The following is a 17,230-nucleotide window of genomic DNA, read 5'->3' as shown; positions in this document are numbered from 1 at the left end:
GTTAATCGAGCTGTTCGTTATGCGCATCCAATGATCCAGAAGAAGAAATCGCAGTCGCACGATCCCTACGCGCCCGTCGCGAAGCACCCGCTGCTGGCCGCGCGCCTGCCGATGTGGCGTTCGAAATTCATCGTCCTGCTGGTGTTCGGCGCGTTCGCCTCGCTCGCGGGACGCGCGTTCTGGGTGCAGGTGGTGAACCAGGACTTCTACGTCGATCAAGGGCAAAAGCGCTATCAGCGCACCATCGAACTCGACGCGACGCGCGGGCGGATCGTCGACCGCAACGGCTCGATGCTCGCCGTCAGCCTCGCAACGTACGAGATCTGGGCTTCGCCCAAGCTGATCGACGAAGCGGCTGTCGCGCCGCTCTCGAAGCTGCTCGATCTGCCGCTCGCGGAACTGCGCCGGCGTCTGAACGGCGACAAGACCTTCGTGCTGCTCAAGCGTCAGGTGGATGCCGAGACCGCCGGACATCTGTCGAAATTGGGCCTCGCGGGCATCACGCAGATCGCCGATTCGAAGCGCTTTTATCCTGAAGGCGAATCGGCGGCGCACGTGGTCGGCTTCACGGATATCGAGGACAACGGCCAGGAAGGCGTCGAACTCGCCGCCAACGAACGGCTGCTTGGCGTGCCCGGCCAGCGCGAAGTGATCCGCGACCGGCTGGGGCGCGTGGTGTCCGAGACGCGGCCGCTCGTGCCCGCGCAGAACGGCGACACCATCCACCTGACGATCGACCGGCGGATCCAGCAGCTCGCTTATGCGCAACTCAAGGAAGCGATTGCCAAACATCACGCCGAAGCCGGCAGCGTGGTGGTGCTCGACGCGCGCAACGGCGAGATCCTCGCGCTCGCCAACTACCCGAGCTTCGATCCGAACGACCGCGCCCGCCTGACCGGCCGCCAGTTACGTAACCGCGCGGTGGTCGATACCTTCGAGCCGGGTTCGACGATCAAGCCTGTGGTCGTCGCGCTCTCGATCGACGAGGGCAAGGTGCGGCCGCAGAGTGTGATCGACACGGCGCCCGGCTGGTACAAGATCGGGCCGGCCGTGATCCACGACACCTCGAATCACGGCGTGATGACCGTTGCCGAAGCCGTGCAGAAGTCGAGCAACATCGCGCTCGCCAAGCTCGCGTTGAATCTGCCGGCCGAAAAGATCTGGACCAAGTACCAGGAATACGGGCTCGGTTTGCGCCCGGAACTGACGTTTCCGGGCGTGGCATCCGGCAAGGTGCGTCCGTACAAACGCTGGCGTCCGATCGAACAGGCGACCATGGCATATGGCTACGGGCTGTCCACCTCGCTGCTGCAAATGGCGCAGGTGTACACGGCCTATGCCGGCGACGGCACCATGCATCGCGTAAGTCTGTTGCGCAACGGAACGGGGGCGGCCGCGCCATCCGGCGACAAGGGCCACGCGGTCACGACGCCGGCCACCGCGCGCGCCATCCGCTCGATGCTGGAAATGGCAACCGGTGTGGGTGGCACAGGCCGCGCGGCGACCGTGGAGGGCTACCGGATCGGCGGCAAGACCGGCACGGCGCGCAAACAGGTCGGCGCGACTTACGCGAAAAACCGCTATCGCGCGCTGTTCGTCGGCATGGCGCCGATGAGCGACCCGCGGCTGATCGTTGCGGTGATGATCGACGATCCGGCGGGCAAGGCGTTTTATGGCGGGACGGTGGCCGGCCCGGTGTTCAGCGGCGTGACGGGCGGAGCGCTGCAGTTGCTGGGTGTGCCGCCGGACGCGCCGGGTACTTGAACGAGAGCTTCGGGCGGCATGCGGGGAGCGAGGCGCGAGCGTCAGCGCCTCAGATCAACGTGTCATCTGCGCATCGCCCGCTGCTGCCAGCGCCTCGATGCGATTGCGGCCGTTGCGTTTGGCCTGATACATCGCGCGATCGGCATCTTCTATCATCGCGCCGCCCAGTTTGGCCGCGTCGGTCGGCGTGCCGCTGATCGTGCGCGCCGCCACACCGATCGACACCGTCAGGACGATGCGCTCGCCATGATCGTCCTGCAAAGCCAGCCGTTCGACCGCCAGCCGCACACGCTCGGCGACGGTAAGCGCGTCGGCCCGGTCGCCTTGCAGCAGCGCGGTGAATTCTTCGCCGCCATAACGCGCCACGGTATCGCCGAGGCGCACCTGTTGCCGTACACAGGCCGCCACAGCCGCCAGCGCGCGGTCGCCGGTCTGGTGGCCATAGGTGTCGTTGATGCGCTTGAAACTGTCGATATCGATGAACAGACACGCCACCGGCACGCCGTAGCGACAGGCGCGCATGATCTCCTCGCGCATCCGCTCGTCGAAATAGCGGCGATTGGCGAGGCCCGTCAATGAATCGGTCATGCCCAGTTGCTTGAGCCGCTCGCGATGCGCGACGTTGTCGAGGCTCGCTGTCACGATGCTCGCGAAGCGCTCCAGAATGTCGGTGGCCATGCCTTCGGCGAAACGCGCCGGGTCGTCGCTGCCGAGACAGAGATAGCCGCTCGCGGCATCGCCCACGGCAAGCGGCAAAACGATTGCGCTCGCGGGGACCGCGCCGTCGCCGAAGAATGCACGCCGCGCCGAATCGCCCATGCCGTGCAGCTTGCCGAGCCACGGCCGGCCCGCTTCGCACAAACCTTGCGCGGCAAGGCCACCTTCGCGCGAGACCAGCAGCTTCGACTGATCGAGTGCGCGCAAGGCGGCCGGCTCGAGCAGTTCGCGCAGCATGGGCGCGCGGTCGTCGAGCCAGAGCGTCACGCCCGCCAGCGAAAATTCCCGCGGCAATTGAGTGAACAGCGTGTCGAGAAACGATGCGAAATCCTGAGCACCGATCAAACGCAGTTCGACGTTCTGAAAGCGCCGCAACGTGCGCTCGTTGTGCTGCACGGTATCGACGAGCGAACGAAGGCGCTCGGAAAGCGGCGTTTGGGCAAGGTTCGTCACGTTATCTGGGGCGGCCCCGAAGGCGAAGCGGGGTTGGCGACCCCAATCGCTGTAATAACGGCGGATCTTGCCGGGTCTTGAGGGTCCGATCGCGCGACTACGCTTTTACGCGATCCGCTTTTTGCCTTCTTAAGTCTGGCTTAATTCTTTGCTGCAACCATGAGGCACAACATCCCCTGTTGAAGCCGCCAGAGCACCGGCGGCGCTTTTTCCCCGGGGTGTCGACGACGCGCCAGAAGATGGGCTGCAGGCCCGCGAAGAAGGAGTCAGACCATGGTTGAAGACACGGTATTCGAGCATCTGCGCGCCATGCCCGGCAACGACTGGGTCAGCCAGATTCACTCATGCAAGGTCTCGGACCCGCTGCAGCATCCTTGGGGTCGCTCATACCGGCTCGTCGAATGGACCATGAAGCACACGCCCGAATCAAGCCACCGCGTGGTGCCCGCCGAGAGCACGCCGCTCGAGATCGCTCAAGCTGTTGTCTCGCACGTGCCGGGCCGCCGTTTTTGCCAGGACGGCAACGAATAACCCAGCAGCGCGCCGATCACGCGCCGCGCAATCGACGCATTCGACGCTCTAGCCGCGCGCGGCGATCGATGCGCAGTGGTCCAACGCATCCTCCAGCCGGTCGTTGCCCCAGAACATTTCATCGCCGACAAAAAACGTCGGCGCGCCAAAAATGCCACGAGCCGCGGCCGCCGCGGTTTGTTCACGCAAGCGTAGTTTGTTCGCGTCGCTTTGCGCTTCGGCGATGATCTCCGCCGCCGGCAAACCCAGTTCATCGAGCGCTTCGCTCACCACTTCCGTCGAACCGATATCGCGGTCATGCGCGAAGTTCAGTTGCATGATCTTGCGGCAATAGGCGGCGATCCATTCGCGCTGCGCGCCGAGCAGCGCCACGCGCATCGCAAGAAGCGCGGCGCGCGGAAACGTGGAGGGACGCTTTAGGGCGATGCCGTATTTGCGGCATTGCCGTTCCATGTCCTTCCACACATACGCACCCTTTTCCTTCTGAAGCACGAACGGCGAATTGTCGAAACCGAGATCGCGAAACACCGGCCCCAGCAGGAACGGACGCCAGCGAATCCGCACGCCTCGCGCTGCGGCCTCCGCTTCAATGCGCATGACGCTGAGGTAGCTGTAGTTGCTGCCGAAGTCGAACCAGAAATCGATTTCCGGTACTTGCGTGGGCACGCGCGTTGCTGACTCGTTCATCTTTGCCCTCCAGTCATACGTAACCCAACCGCGCTTATGTCTTGCAAAGCTTAACAGTCCGACAGAGCGCGTGTCCCTATGATGGCCCTTCACACCGCTACGTCAGATGCTCATAACATGATGAAGTACCCCTACGACATTCTCACCGCCGCGTGTCTTTTCATCATCGTGGTTTCCACGTCAATCATGCTCGCGCTGTCCTGAGCGATTCGCACCCTCTTCCGCAGCAACGGTAAACCTAGGTACGCGCGCTACGCGTTTCCGTAAAAAGACGGGATATACTGTACATATATACAGTACTTTTCTTATGAGCAATGCGCCTTCCACCCTTTGAACCTCCCACGCTCGCCGAACTGCGCGCCTGGTGGCGCACGCGCGACGAGCAGGCCGTCCAGCGGCTCATCCTCGAAATCCAGCGGCAGCGGCTCACGCTGCTGGAATTGCGCAATCTGATCGACGGCGGCGTCCAGCAGGCGCGCGCCGCGGACCGCACGCTGGTCGAGCGTGGCGAACCGTTGATGACACTGCGTATCAGGATCGCCCAGGAAGTGCTCCGGGTCGGCGAGATCGACGACACGCGGCAAATGAGCCGCGCCGAACAGGAAAGGCTTGCGGTTCGCACCGAAGGCCAGATGGACTACGCGCGCGAAGGCCGTCTCAGGCGACAGCGCCGCAATATCTAGCGCAAACGCGACCTCGCTGCCGCGGCGGTTAAGCGAAGCCGCGCCGTTCGATCAGCGCGTTTGCGTGGCCACGCGCAGGCCGAGCGAAATGAACAGCACGCCGATGATCTTGTTCTGCCAGCGCGTCAGCCACGTCAGACGCTTGACGAATTTGCCCAGCGGACGAATTGTCAACACGATCAACGTCGTATAGAGCGCGCTCATGCCGACAAAAATCAGCCCGAGCGTGGTGAACTGCAGAAATGTGGAACCGTGTTCGGGACGAACGAACTGCGGCAGAAACGCGAGAAAAAACAGCGCGGTCTTGGGATTCAATACTTCGGCGGGAATGGCCTGAAAGAAGGCTTTCGAGGCCGACACCGGCGCGACGGCCGGCATATGAGCGCTTGCCTGTTTTTCGCGCAATGCGCGAACGCCCAGATACACCAGGTAGGCGGCGCCGACGAACTTAACCGCGTTGAAGGCCAGCGCCGAAGTCATTAGCAGCGCCGACAGGCCGACCGATGCGCCCAGCGTATGAATGAAATCGCCAACCGCAATACCGAGGCCGGTGAGAATGCCGGCCTTGCGGCCGCCATGCACGGTGCGCGTCAACACCAGCAGCACAGCCGGACCGGGAATCAGAAAGAGCCCGAGTACAACGGCAACGAAAGTCCCTAGCGTGGATAGATCAAGCATGTCGTCTCCCTGGTGTCGCGCTGGTTGCAGCGAACAGGCGCGTGTTCAGCGGAAGATTGTAGACGAACGGGTGATTTCTGATACGCGCGCGCCGTGCCTGCCGTCCGGTGCATTGCTATCACTTACACAACAAACGCGCCGCGAGCGGCCGGCACAATGCACGCCGCAAACGGGCTCGCGAGTCTTGCAGAGTCGTCTCCGAGATAGTCCGTCAGTGGAGGCTGATCCGTTACCATGGCAGGCGCGACGCCGCGTGCGGCCCGTATTTTTTATCTAACGAACTCCTTGCCTTGCCCACTTACACCCTGCCCGCGGCGTTGAGCGCGGAACTCGAGATACGCAAAAGCCGATTTATTGCGTACGCGATACCGGTTGCCGACCGCGACGCCGCGATGGCCGAATTGCGGCGCCTGCGCGACGAGCATCCTGCCGCGACGCATGTCTGCTGGGCGCTGCTGGCTGGCGGCCAGTCCGGCATGTCCGACGACGGCGAGCCCTCCGGCACCGCCGGCCGGCCGATTCTCGAAGTGCTGCGACATCACGACCTGGACGGCGTGCTGGCCGCCGTCGTGCGCTACTACGGCGGCGTGAAGCTCGGCGCAGGCGGTCTCGTGCGTGCGTATACCGATGCGATCGCTTCGGCGCTGCTGGATGCGCCGCGTGTCGAGCGTATTGCGCAGGTTTCGCTGACCGTCGAGGTCAGTTACGCCGACGAGGCGAAAGTGCGTCGATGGATCGACGCCGAAGGCTACGCGCTCGTGGACAGCGCCTACGCGATGCTGGTGAAAATGACGATCCGTTTGCCTATCAACGCGGTGGATGATGCGCAGCGAGCGTTGGTGGATATGACTCAGGGAAAAGCCGGCTTCTTCTGACGGCGCGGTGTGCCTCGTCCTTAAAGGAGGCCGAGCGCGCCCCGATTAAGAGATGCCAGAGTGCAAGCCGCTGTTACCATGTTGTTTATTCCCCGGAACGACTCAATTTAATAGGGTAACTCCTCTGACCTCGACCGCCGCTTTTTCCAGCATAGCGCCTGAGTTGCCGCATCGGAGCGCGTCTGTGCCGCAGTCGCTCGATGCCACGCGTTCACCGTTGACCTCGACCGTGCTCAAGGGATGCGGCACGCTCGCGCTGCCGTTGATGCTGTCCGCCTGCTCGTGGTCGTGGTTCGGCCTGAATACCTCGGCACGCGCGGTGGCGCATCCGACCGGCTGGCTCAGCGTCGCGCCCGCAAGTGACTTCGCCTACGTGCCCGCTCGCGACGGACAGGTTTCGCCGAACCGCATCGAAAACACGGCGATGACGGGCATCGTGCTCAAAAACGACATTAATGAAACCGTGCGCAATGGCATTGTAAAGAGCCTGCGGATCGCCGGTTTTCATCTCGACGGGGGCAAGCGGGTCCTCAGCGGCAGCATCGAGAAATTCACGGTGGACGACACGCGCTCGCCAGCGTTCTGGACATTGAAAATGCGCTACGTGGTGACCGACGCCGCAACCCAGAAGGTTGTGTTCTCAACCACCAAGACGGTCAAGCAGAAGTCGCCGAAGTTCACCAGCAGCACCATCGCCATTGAAGACACGGTCAAGCTGAGCGTCGACGCATTGATCGACGATCCGGGGTTTGTCAAAGCGGTGAATTAAGCGCACCCTCGACATCGGCCTCACCAGCTTCGCTACAATCGCACAAGGGTGTCGCGCGCGCCGTCTTGCGAGCGGCCCGTCGCAACTGCGTCCTTTCTACGTGCGAGCCGTCATGTCCATCACCGCCTGGCTGTTCTTTCTGCCCGCCTGCTTCGCGATCAATCTCGCGCCCGGGCCTAATAATCTGCTGTCCATCAACGTGGCGGCGCGTCATGGATTCATGACCGCGTTTGTCGGCGGCACGGGGCGTCTGGTTGCATTCGTGGTGATGCTCGCGCTCGCCGCAACCGGTCTCGCCGTCGTGTTGCACGCGTCGGAGTGGTTCTTCCTCGCGATCAAACTGGCGGGCGCTGGTTATCTGATCTGGTTGGCCATTCAATTGTGGCGCAGCGATGCGCCCACCATCGACACGACGCCGCAGGAAGATGCCTCGCTTACGCGGGTCGCACGCAGAGAGTTCCTCGTCGCTGCCGGAAATCCGAAGGCTATTCTGGTGTTCACCGCGTTCTTGCCGCAGTTTGTCGATATTGCCAAGCCGATGTTGCCGCAGTTTGCAGTGCTAGGAGCGAGTTTTCTGGTGTTGGAGTGGTTCGCTATCGCGCTGTATTCGTGGGCGGGAATGTATCTCGGGAAGTGGTTAGTGCGTGCGGGAGTAAGGCGGTGGTTTAATCGGTGCTGCGGGGGTTTTCTGGCGGCGATTGGGGTGGGGTTTTTGATGGTGAGGCGGGGGTGAGGGACTCCGAAATTCAGACGGAGCCTGTCCGCATTTTTGTGTGCGAGGCGGTTAGCGGAGTTACCCGCGTGCGTTGGTAAAACGCTCTCCAAACAGAATAGCGAACTGGTTCATGGCGGAGGACCAGTCGAATGCCGCCCGTACAGACTTCGCCAGCACGTTGCGCAATGCCAGCCACAATAGCTTGATGGCGGCCTCGTCGTTGGGGAAGTGGCCGCGGGTCTTGATGATCTTGCGTAGTTGCATGTTCAGGCTCTCAATGGCATTCGTGGTGTAGACGACACGGCGTATGTCGGGCGGAAACACGAAGAACGGTGTGACGTTCTCCCACGCCCGTCGCCACGACTGCACGATGGTCGGATACTTCGCGCCCCATGGCCCTTCGGCAAAGGCCTCCAGGGCCTGCTGCGCGGCCTGTTCGTTCGCGGCGGCATAGACCGGACGCAGCGCTGCGGCGACGCCTTTGCGGTCCTTGTAACTGGCGTATTCCAGGCTGTTGCGGATCAGGTGCACGATGCAGGTCTGCACGGCCGTGCGCGGGTACGCCGTGCCGATCGCCTCGGCCAGCCCCTTCAGGCCGTCGACCACCGCGATCAGGATGTCCTGGCAGCCCCGGGTCTTCAGTTCATTGAACACCTTCAGCCAGAACTTCGCACCTTCGGTCTGCTCGATCCACAGGCCGAGCACGTCGCGCTGGCCGTCGGCCTGAATGCCCAGCGCCAGATACACCGCCTTATTGCTCACCACACCGTCACCACGGATCTTCACGCGCAGCGCGTCGAAGAACACCACCGGGTACATCGGCTCAAGTGGACGGCTTTGCCAGGCAAGCGTTTCGGCCATCACCTCATCGGTGACCGAACTGATGAAGTCGGGCGAGACCTCGGTGCCATAGCTTTCGGCCAGAAACGCCTGGATCTCGCGCACGCTCATGCCGCGTGCGTACATGGCAATGATGCGTTCGTCGAAGCCCGTGAAACGGCGCTCGTGTTTGGGAATCAGGATCGGCTCGAAGCTGCCTTCACGGTCGCGCGGCAGATCGACCCGCACCGGGCCACGCTCGGTGATGACTGTCTTGCCGCTGGCGCCGTTGCGTTCATTGGTCTGCTCCGCAGGCTTGGGCTGGCCGGGCCGGTAGCCCAGATGCATGTTCATTTCGGCGCCCATCGCGCGCTCGATGAGCGCCTTGTTGAACGCCAGCATCAGGTCCTGAACCTCGGCGGGCGTCATCGGACCCTTCACCAGTTCATCCAGCAGCGCTTCAGGCAGTTCAGGCAGCGGCCCGCGGGCCGCTGCCTGAGACGCGACGGTGCGTTTCTTTTTCATCGGCATATCCATGACCTTGATCCCTCATGATATGCCCCGCCCACGAAATTACGGATAGGTCCTTCAGACGCTTCGCCGCGGCTGGACGATTCGCGCGGGCACGCCCACTACGGTTACGTCTGGCGGCACATCGAACGTGACCACGGCATTTGCACCGATCTTCACGTTGCGCCCAATCGTCACCGGCCCCAGTATGCACGCGCCCGCGCCGATCAAAACGTTGTCGCCGATCACGGGCGCACCGGGCTGGCCACGGCCCCCAATCACAACGTTCGGCGAGATCACAATATTGTCACCGAGCACGGCTTGCCGGTGCACGACGATACCAAGCCCCTGATAACCGAAAACCACGTTGCGCCCAACTGTCACCGACGGCGGCAGCGATACGGAAAACACCACTCGGTTAAAAACCTTCAGCGCCCATGGCAGAAAGGGCACGCGCAATCGATGAAGCAAATGCGCGATGCGATAGATGTACAACATGAAGAACTTCCTTCTTATACAGCCGGTGCGGTCGGCCGTCCCTGCTAACGTGGAACGAACAGCGCCTTACCCAACATAAGCGCGAACTTGCTGTTCGTGACCAGATAGCGGCGCCACATACGACGCGGTTCTTGCAGAACACGAAAGAACCACTCCAAACCTGCCGTTTGCATCCAGCGAGGCGCACGGCTGACTTTCCCGGCTACCACGTCGAAGGTCCCGCCAACGCCCATCACGAAGTCGACGCCGAGCGATTCTCGCCAGCGGTTAATAAAATTTTCTTTGGTGGGTGATGTGATGGCTACGAACAGCAACCGTGCACCGGACTCGCGGATCCGGTCGACCACGGGTTGGTGATCGTCGCCGAAATAACCGTGGTGGCAGCCCGCGATTCTTAGACCGGGATACGTGTCTGCGCATAGCACGGCCACGCGTTCCACGACTTCGTCGGTTGCTCCTAGCAGATAGACGGGAAACTTTAGTCTCGCCGCTTCCGCTAGCAGCTTGTCGAATAGATCGACACCCGCGACGCGTTCCGGTACGGCATGACCCAGCACCCGGGCAGCCCACACGACGCCCATTCCATCAATGCTGATCATGTCGCAGCAACGGACCGACCTCGCAAGTTCCGCGTCTGCCTGCATGTGCACAAGCTTTGCGACATTGACCGCAACGTGCTGAGTGAACTGCCTCGCAGCAATGCGAGTTGAAATCCTGGCGACCGTTTCATCCATTGTCGCCGCGTCCATTGGACATCCGAATACTTCAATACGCTTCATACCAACTATTCTCTATGTTCGTTCGCATCCGCCCGCGAATCGCTCGCCGCAGATGGGCCTTCATTTCTTCGATACGGAAACCGATCCAAAGAACAAGGTAATGTCGCTGACGTCGGAAGCAGAACTCTTCCACCCCGACTTGTACAGCCCCATCTTCAGGTAGGCATCCTGAACACCGGGATAGGCATTCGGTATTCCCTGCGATGCAAACACTGAATGCCCGTCTTTCCACAATTGAGTCGAAGCATGGTGACCGGAATCGTCGGCGATGTAGCGCAGCGACCAGTTCACCCACTTGCCCCGGTCCGCGTCGGCGCAGCACAGCCATTTGCCCGCGGAAACAGTCGAAGTATTCGCCCCGCCGCGCTCGGAGATGGCATACCGATTGCCCTGCAGACTCAAAGCGATTGTCGGACCGCCCGTCCGTTCGCCCTGGTGCACCTGAGTAACAATGACCGCCTGTTTGTTATCGAAGGCGAATCCGGCGGGTATGAACGTACTCCACCTCAGCAGATAGTCAGGTCCCTGCGCAAAGTTCACCGCCTTGGGAAAAATCAGCTCTGCTCGGGGAACACCGTTCGCGATCTTTGAAAAGTCTTCGGCTCGGCTCATGTGAACACGTACGGCTTTTCGTCCGGCTATTACTGGATCATCGACCACCGCGATATCACCCGGATTCGCCTGCACGCCGATGCCCGCATCAATACCGCCGCTCCACTCTGTCGAGAACAGCTTGTCGTACGTGCTCGCGAGCGCAGTCATTTGTGGATCGGTCCAGCTAACGTTCGTATCTTGCGCGACGGCAATACTAGATAGGGTTCCTAAAATGCAAGTCAGCGTCCAGCGACGTATCGGGCTACACTTCATATCACTCAACCTCCTTTGGATTCGCTCACATTTCTATAGCAGTGAACATACTGCCTGACGACTGCCTCGACGGAATAGCGACTCAAGGCTCTTGCGACGCCATGCCGCCCCATCGTGTGCGCGAGTTCGGGACTTTCCACGAGGCGCCGGATTCTTTCCGCGAGCTCGGCCACGTCCCCGCATGGGACAAGATAACCAGTCACGCCCTCCTCCACCAGGTCCAGAAAACCGCCAATGCGCGTGCCGACTACAGGTCGACCGATAAACATTGCCTCGAGCGTGGAAATCCCGAATGCTTCGAAATGGCTCGGCATGCAAAACAATGCGGCATCGCGATAGAATGCGAGCTTGGCGTCACCCTGCAGCCACCCGACAAAGCTGACCTGGTCGCGCACGCCATATTCGATCGCTGCGCGCGTCCATCTATCCGTATTGCCGGCTCCGGCCAGTCTCAGTTGTATCGTCAGGCCTTGCCGTTTGAGCAGCGCCGCCGCACGCAGCAATTCGTCGAGCCCCTTGCCCTCTGTGAATCTGCCTGCAAACGCGATATATGGATTCTTGTCTGCGGCCTTCGCGTCGGGAGCCTCGCGCAAAGCCGCAGCTACCGCCGCTTCGGCGCTATATGCCGTGTTGCCGATCACATAAAGATTTCTCGCAATGCCTTGACCGCCTCGAAGTCCTGCCGCGACTGCCGAAGAAACAGCCACCGCGGCGTCCGCTCCGCGCACGAAGCCACACACCGCCTTGCGAGTCAGCGACCCACCGCCGGCGTAGAAATTCTGGAAGTTACCCGCATGAAGATGAAAAATCGTTTTCTTACGCAAAAGCCGTGCGAGAAGATACAGCGTGAACTTTCGATAGAACGATCCGCGAACCGACACATGGAAATGAATCAGGTCGGTACCCATGAACAGCGCGAATAGAAAGCGCGGAATATCGAACAGCGGAAAGCACAACAGCGATTTCGCGCTCTGGAAACCATGCGTTTCGAAGATGGCTACCGCTACACCCGCGCGCTGGAAACTCGCACGTTGTGCAGCAAGTTCCGCGAGAACGGACGCAATGCCGCCTCGCTGACCTTGTCCCGGCCCCACGTGCAGTACGCGTAACGGCGGTGCGTCGTGAGCTGCTTGCGACTCTTTGCTTCCGCGCTTACTCATCGTGTGCCCCTTCTATAAGAGCGCGATTGTCCGCAGCACGCTTGATAAGCACGGCGATCATGGCCAGATACGGACTCACAATTGCTGAGACGAGGATGTGCCCCGCCGTGCACGCGGTCGCCATGAGAACGACAAAGAACCACTTGCCAAAGCGCGACTCAGCCCCACCTTCACCGCAGACAAACGCCTTCTTTATGTCCCACAGGTAAAAGACACAAACGGGTAATCCCATTGCCAACACAAGATCGGGCACGTCAATTTCGACCAGATATCGCACCACCGGATAGCCACCGGTGAGCAGTGGAAGATAGCCATCCTTCGCGACTTCGTCCCACACGTTGGAAAACTTGACATCCCGCCCGGACAAGACCATCGTGAGTGCCCCACCACTGTTCACGTGGTCATGCTGATACATGAAATATTGAAAGCTGAGTTCGACGGCGCTTTGCACGCCCGGCAATGACAGATAGGCAGCCGCCGCCAAGCCGGCCAGCAGCCCAAGAAGGGCCAACGCACGCACGGTGGCTTGCGGCACGTTATGCCGGCAATAGAAGTACGAGCAGATCATCGCAACGGTTCCGGCCATTGCGGCTTTCGTACCGACAAGGCACGAAGCCAGCACGATGCTTCCTACCAGTACGCCGTTCCATGCCGACCAGCCGAATTTCAACACCCTCATCAGTCCATAAGCCAGGCCCACGATCATGAGTGCGGACGCTTCGTTCTGCGCGTACACGATACCTTTGTAGCCAGACCGGATCTGCGTATCGGCCCAGTAGCTGCGAAACAGGTCGATCGAAAATACCGCGCCAGCCACGATCGCCGCCGCATATGCCAATAGCGTGAGCCGTATGATTGGTTCGAGTTTCTCAAGCTGCCTGTCGCTCATTCCCGATAGGACCGCGAGACAAACAAAGAAGGAGAACACCTTCAGGACGAAAACCGCCTGCTGCGCGAACTCCGCACTCGACATATCGCCAAACGCATATGTCGCGGCCGAGGCGGTGATCGCCACCATCGCCAGAAGCGCCGTGCGCCAACTCGACAGCCGGATCCGTCCACTCGCCAATAGAAGCAACAGCAGTCCGGCTACCATGGTTCCGCGCACGAGCAGCGAGTAACGAGCGTTCCCACCCGCAGCGTCGAATCCATGCGCGGCCCTGACCGACAGGAAATCCGCAAAAGGCGACAGCGCGAGACCGCCGGCGAATATCGCCCAGGTGATTGAGGTTGAACACTGACGCGCCGACTTCTGCGCTGTCGAATCGCTCATCCGCCTCGCAACTGCGGTTTTACTCATGACGTGCTCTCACCACATCGCTCCCAGATGAAAGCCGCTGCAATGCAACCAGGCTCCAGCGAACCGCGGTGCGCAGGAGACGAAGAGGCCAGAGCGCTGCGATGTGCAACGACGCACGCGGCTTTATACGCGCCTTACGTTCCTGCTCGATACTGCTCGATAGCCGCTCGAAGTCTTCCCACACAGCATAGGGGCGCAATTCCGCGACGCGAGCGCCGCCCTCGTCCCGATGCCACGGCCAGTCGTCGAGCAATGCTCCGAGTGGGCCTTCACTGTAGGTAAGCGCCTGCCGAGCAGCCTGCGCGGATATCCAGTAGCCCACAGACCCAGATGTCCATTGTTTGAACGGAAAGCCGACCCGCAATCCACCAACGTTCGCGCGCCACCTGAGCGGTTCATAAAAGTAGGTCCACGACGACGCGGCGCGACGCAGCTTCGATCGCCCCAGCAGCACAATGTCGGCGACAGCCGACAACTCGGACTCGTCGGCATGCAACACACGTTCAAAAAAAGCCGGTTCGAGAATCGCGTCGTCTTCGAGAATCACGGCGGCGCGGCCGGTGTCCACGACCTTTCGCCACACTGACCGGTGGCTCATGAAGCACGCCACCTCCGCACTAGTCAGTGAACGTCCGTAGCGGCAGCGAGCCGCGGCGTCGTCGTAGACGGCAGTCAGTTCGCTATGCGTGAGCAAACGCCCGTCGACCGCGTCCTCGATATGAAACTCGACGCCACGGTCGGACAACAATGCTGCGATCGCGTCGCGGCGTCCCGAGCGAGGCAGAGATATGACGTGAATGGGTGCCAGACTTTCCATCATCGATTCAACAATTGCGTAAAGTGGTGGCGCAAAGCCGGCTTGCTCAAGATCATCGACACGTAGACGACCAGCAACACCGCTTCTGCGACAAGCAGCGATATCGCCGCCCCTTGGGCGCCGAAGCGCGGCGTCAGAACGATCGCCAATCCGACGTTCAGCACACCTGCTGCCAGCATCAACAACGACCGGATACGAGCGTTGCCGAACGGCACCAGTACTTGCAATCCGAGGAAATAAGCCAGATTGCCGAAGACGGTCGCAAGGCAAAGCATATTCAGGAGCGACGCGGCACCTGCGTAGCCGCCGCCCAATACCAACGTAGTGAGCGGTGCCGAAACGCGGCCGACAAAGACCAGTCCGCCAAGCGTGGCCAACACGGTGGCGAGCGCGCCAAATACCGTCAGCCGGGCGGCGGACCTGGGCTGCGCACCGAACAACGAAGTGATACGCGGATAGCAAACCGTGTTGATTTGAGCGGGTACCATGTTGGCCACGGTCTTGAGCTTGTCGGCGGCCGTATAGATACCCACCTGATAGGGCGTGGTCATTGAAGCGAGGATGACCGCGTTCGTCACGCCGAAAAGACTTACGGACGCCGAGGAGACGAACATGTCGGCACTTTCCTTGATGCGCTGCATGACCGAGCGCACCGAAACGGAAGGGCGTCGCAACACGTCCAGGCGCCGTGCCGCAACCAGCGAGAAGACGCCGGTAAAAACCGCCGCCCCTGCCTGGATTCCGGCTGCGAAAGCGACATCGTCGCTGTGACGCACGAAGACGAAGGTCAGCGGTAAAGCCGCAAAGCGGCCAGCCAATGCTACTGTCGCAAAGACTGAGAAACGCTCCAGCCCTTGCAATAGCCAGTTCAATGTAAAGACATTGCCGATGACCATCGGCCAGGCTGCGAGCACCACGGGAAACACCGAAGCCAACTTGCGATCGAAGTGCGCAACGACCAGCAGCACGGCAAACGCGATCACACACAGACACGCTTTCGCGGCCATCGTCGACCATACAAGTTCGTTCAGCCGCTCCGGATGCCCCCGGCGCTCGACCACCGCTTTGGGACCGCTGAGAAAAAATCCCCATTCGGTCACGAGCATGCCGTATGTGGCAATCGCCGTCGCATAGCCGAGCATGCCAAAATGCGCCGCCGCAAGCACCCGCGTCAGATAGGGAAAGGACGCAAGCGGCACGAGATAGTTACCGATCTGCCAGACCATCATCGCCACGAAGTTCGTGCGCATACGCGGCGTCTTCAGCATCGGCATGCTGCCCGTAGTTCCCCGATCACTCACGAACGGCTCCAATTGGGGGCCGACGAGCGGCGCGCGCGATCACGCATGCGCCAGCACCCCACGCGTGTCGATCACCACCTTCGCCTGAAAGCGGACGGGATCCACACGCCGAAACTGCGCATGGTCGACCAGAATGACAATAATGTCCGCCTCCAGCAGCGCTTCGTTCAATTCACAGAGGCGAACCTTGCCATCGAGCGATGCCGGCAACGTTCTCACATTCGGTTCGACGACGACCACCTGGCCGGCGAATCGCTCCGCTAGTTCGTCGGCGATTTCGACGGCCGGGCTTTCGCGCAGATCGTCAATATTCGCTTTGAACGCCAGCCCGAGACACGCAATCACCGGATCCTTGAAGCGCCGCGCCGCGCGTTCCACGCGCTCTATTACATAGCCCGGCTTTGCGTCGTTGACCGTTCGCGCGGTGCGGATCAGGCGCGCCTCGTCCGGCGCAGAGTCCACGATGAACCACGGATCGACGGCGATGCAGTGGCCCCCCACTCCCGGCCCCGGCTGCAGGATGCTCACCCGCGGATGGCGGTTCGCAAGACGGATCAACTCCCATACGTTGATATCGAGCTTGTCGCAGATGATCGAAAGTTCGTTCGCAAAGGCAATGTTGACGTCGCGGAATGAGTTCTCCGTCAGCTTGCACATCTCGGCAGTGCGGGCATCCGTCAGGATACAGTCGCCTTGCACGAAGCTTTGATAGAGCTCACGCGCCAGCTCGCTACAGCGCGGCGTCATGCCGCCGATTACGCGGTCGTTCTCGACCAGCTCGCGAATCACGTGGCCAGGCAGCACGCGTTCAGGACAATGAGCGATGCGGATGTCCGACTGCTCGCCCGCCTCTTGCGGGAAGGAGAGATCGGGACGGAGTTGTGCCATCCAAGCTGCCATCTGCTCAGTTGTCCCAACCGGTGAAGTCGATTCGAGGACGACAAGGTCGCCCTTCTTGAGCACCGGCGCGATCGCCTGGCTCGCTGCTTCGATGAAGCGGAGGTCCGGCTTGTAGCCGTCGGAGAAAGGCGTCGGCACAGCGATCAGAAACGCGTCCGCAGGCTCCGGCGTGATGGTCGCGCGCAGATAGCCTTGCGTGACTGCCGCGTGCACCAGCATATCGAGCTCGGGCTCGACAATATGAATGGCGCCACGGTTGATGGTGTCGACCGCATGCTGACTGACGTCCACGCCAATGACACGTTTGCGGCGTGCCGCAAACACGGCTGCAGTAGGAAGCCCAATGTAGCCGAGGCCGACCACCGAAACAGTTTCAAAATCCATTTCTTTTCTATATCCGTAAGCAG

Annotated in this window: 18 protein-coding genes; 6 read left to right on the top strand and 12 right to left on the bottom strand. The window is 61.1% G+C overall.

Going from position 1 to position 17,230, the window contains the following annotated elements; translation table 11 throughout:
* Positions 1-30: 30 nt before the first annotated feature.
* The gene (locus B0G82_RS30295; protein WP_121310013.1) at positions 31-1,764 is read left to right on the top strand and encodes a penicillin-binding protein 2; all 1,734 of its coding nucleotides are present in this window, start codon (positions 31-33) and stop codon (positions 1,762-1,764) included.
* Between the two features lie 54 nt (positions 1,765-1,818).
* On the opposite strand, the gene B0G82_RS30290 is transcribed toward B0G82_RS30295, so the two are convergent.
* Complete coding sequence (locus B0G82_RS30290) at positions 1,819-2,934, bottom strand: DUF484 family protein (RefSeq protein ID WP_121310012.1); 1,116 nt, start codon at positions 2,932-2,934, stop codon at positions 1,819-1,821.
* Positions 2,935-3,207: 273 nt separating this feature from the next.
* Here B0G82_RS30290 and B0G82_RS30285 point away from each other — a divergent pair, with 273 nt between their 5' ends.
* Positions 3,208-3,465 (top strand): DUF2866 domain-containing protein, encoded by a 258-nt coding sequence (locus B0G82_RS30285; RefSeq protein ID WP_106282460.1) that lies wholly within the window; start codon positions 3,208-3,210, stop codon positions 3,463-3,465.
* A gap of 48 nt (positions 3,466-3,513) precedes the next feature.
* Here B0G82_RS30285 and B0G82_RS30280 read toward each other — a convergent pair whose 3' ends face one another.
* Positions 3,514-4,152 carry a 2-hydroxychromene-2-carboxylate isomerase gene (locus B0G82_RS30280; RefSeq protein WP_121310011.1) on the bottom strand — a complete coding sequence of 213 codons (639 nt, stop codon included), beginning with the start codon at positions 4,150-4,152 and terminating at the stop codon, positions 3,514-3,516.
* A 314-nt stretch (positions 4,153-4,466) separates the two neighbouring features.
* On the opposite strand from B0G82_RS30280, the gene B0G82_RS30275 reads away from it, so the two are divergent.
* Positions 4,467-4,835 (top strand): hypothetical protein, encoded by a 369-nt coding sequence (locus B0G82_RS30275; RefSeq protein ID WP_116122021.1) that lies wholly within the window; start codon positions 4,467-4,469, stop codon positions 4,833-4,835.
* A gap of 51 nt (positions 4,836-4,886) precedes the next feature.
* On the opposite strand, the gene B0G82_RS30270 is transcribed toward B0G82_RS30275, so the two are convergent.
* Positions 4,887-5,513, bottom strand: a complete 627-nt coding sequence (locus B0G82_RS30270) for a LysE family translocator (RefSeq protein WP_106305054.1) — start codon at positions 5,511-5,513, stop codon at positions 4,887-4,889.
* 290 nt (positions 5,514-5,803) lie between these two features.
* Here B0G82_RS30270 and B0G82_RS30265 point away from each other — a divergent pair, with 290 nt between their 5' ends.
* From B0G82_RS30265 to B0G82_RS30255, 3 genes are all read left to right on the top strand, one after another.
* Positions 5,804-6,388, top strand: a complete 585-nt coding sequence (locus tag B0G82_RS30265; RefSeq protein ID WP_116122022.1) for a YigZ family protein — start codon at positions 5,804-5,806, stop codon at positions 6,386-6,388.
* A gap of 229 nt (positions 6,389-6,617) precedes the next feature.
* Positions 6,618-7,157, top strand: a complete 540-nt coding sequence (locus B0G82_RS30260; RefSeq protein WP_106282557.1) for a hypothetical protein — start codon at positions 6,618-6,620, stop codon at positions 7,155-7,157.
* A 112-nt stretch (positions 7,158-7,269) separates the two neighbouring features.
* The gene (locus tag B0G82_RS30255; RefSeq protein WP_121310010.1) at positions 7,270-7,890 is read left to right on the top strand and encodes a LysE family translocator; all 621 of its coding nucleotides are present in this window, start codon (positions 7,270-7,272) and stop codon (positions 7,888-7,890) included.
* A 60-nt stretch (positions 7,891-7,950) separates the two neighbouring features.
* On the opposite strand, the gene B0G82_RS30250 is transcribed toward B0G82_RS30255, so the two are convergent.
* From B0G82_RS30250 to wecC, 9 genes are all read right to left on the bottom strand, one after another.
* Positions 7,951-9,216, bottom strand: a complete 1,266-nt coding sequence (locus B0G82_RS30250) for an IS256 family transposase (RefSeq protein WP_116148735.1) — start codon at positions 9,214-9,216, stop codon at positions 7,951-7,953.
* 63 nt (positions 9,217-9,279) lie between these two features.
* The gene (locus tag B0G82_RS30245; protein WP_116147799.1) at positions 9,280-9,699 is read right to left on the bottom strand and encodes a DapH/DapD/GlmU-related protein; all 420 of its coding nucleotides are present in this window, start codon (positions 9,697-9,699) and stop codon (positions 9,280-9,282) included.
* A 44-nt stretch (positions 9,700-9,743) separates the two neighbouring features.
* Entirely contained in the window at positions 9,744-10,478 is a 735-nt protein-coding gene (locus tag B0G82_RS30240; protein WP_199730188.1) for a WecB/TagA/CpsF family glycosyltransferase, read from the bottom strand.
* 60 nt (positions 10,479-10,538) lie between these two features.
* Positions 10,539-11,240, bottom strand: a complete 702-nt coding sequence (locus B0G82_RS30235; protein ID WP_241974898.1) for a heparin lyase I family protein — start codon at positions 11,238-11,240, stop codon at positions 10,539-10,541.
* A gap of 110 nt (positions 11,241-11,350) precedes the next feature.
* A complete protein-coding gene (locus B0G82_RS30230) occupies positions 11,351-12,505 on the bottom strand; it encodes a glycosyltransferase family 4 protein (protein ID WP_116147794.1) in 1,155 nt (384 codons plus the stop codon).
* Entirely contained in the window at positions 12,498-13,805 is a 1,308-nt protein-coding gene (locus B0G82_RS30225) for an O-antigen ligase family protein (RefSeq protein WP_121310008.1), read from the bottom strand. The genes B0G82_RS30230 and B0G82_RS30225 overlap by 8 nt, the downstream gene beginning before the upstream one ends.
* Complete coding sequence (locus tag B0G82_RS30220; protein ID WP_277872815.1) at positions 13,798-14,622, bottom strand: glycosyltransferase family 25 protein; 825 nt, start codon at positions 14,620-14,622, stop codon at positions 13,798-13,800. The genes B0G82_RS30225 and B0G82_RS30220 overlap by 8 nt, the downstream gene beginning before the upstream one ends.
* Positions 14,622-15,923 carry a flippase gene (locus tag B0G82_RS30215; RefSeq protein ID WP_241974894.1) on the bottom strand — a complete coding sequence of 434 codons (1,302 nt, stop codon included), beginning with the start codon at positions 15,921-15,923 and terminating at the stop codon, positions 14,622-14,624. Before B0G82_RS30215 ends, B0G82_RS30220 begins: the two co-directional genes overlap by 1 nt.
* A 39-nt stretch (positions 15,924-15,962) precedes the next feature.
* Positions 15,963-17,207, bottom strand: coding sequence for a UDP-N-acetyl-D-mannosamine dehydrogenase (gene wecC, locus B0G82_RS30210; RefSeq protein WP_116147786.1), 1,245 nt, complete (start codon positions 17,205-17,207; stop codon positions 15,963-15,965).
* Positions 17,208-17,230 lie beyond the last annotated feature (23 nt).

Origin of the sequence: Paraburkholderia sp. BL17N1 (assembly GCF_003634175.1) — a bacterium.
In the GTDB taxonomy this organism is placed as follows: domain Bacteria; phylum Pseudomonadota; class Gammaproteobacteria; order Burkholderiales; family Burkholderiaceae; genus Paraburkholderia.
The sequence above is the reverse complement of the archived record's forward strand: the minus strand, read 5'-3'. Positions and strand labels throughout refer to the sequence as shown.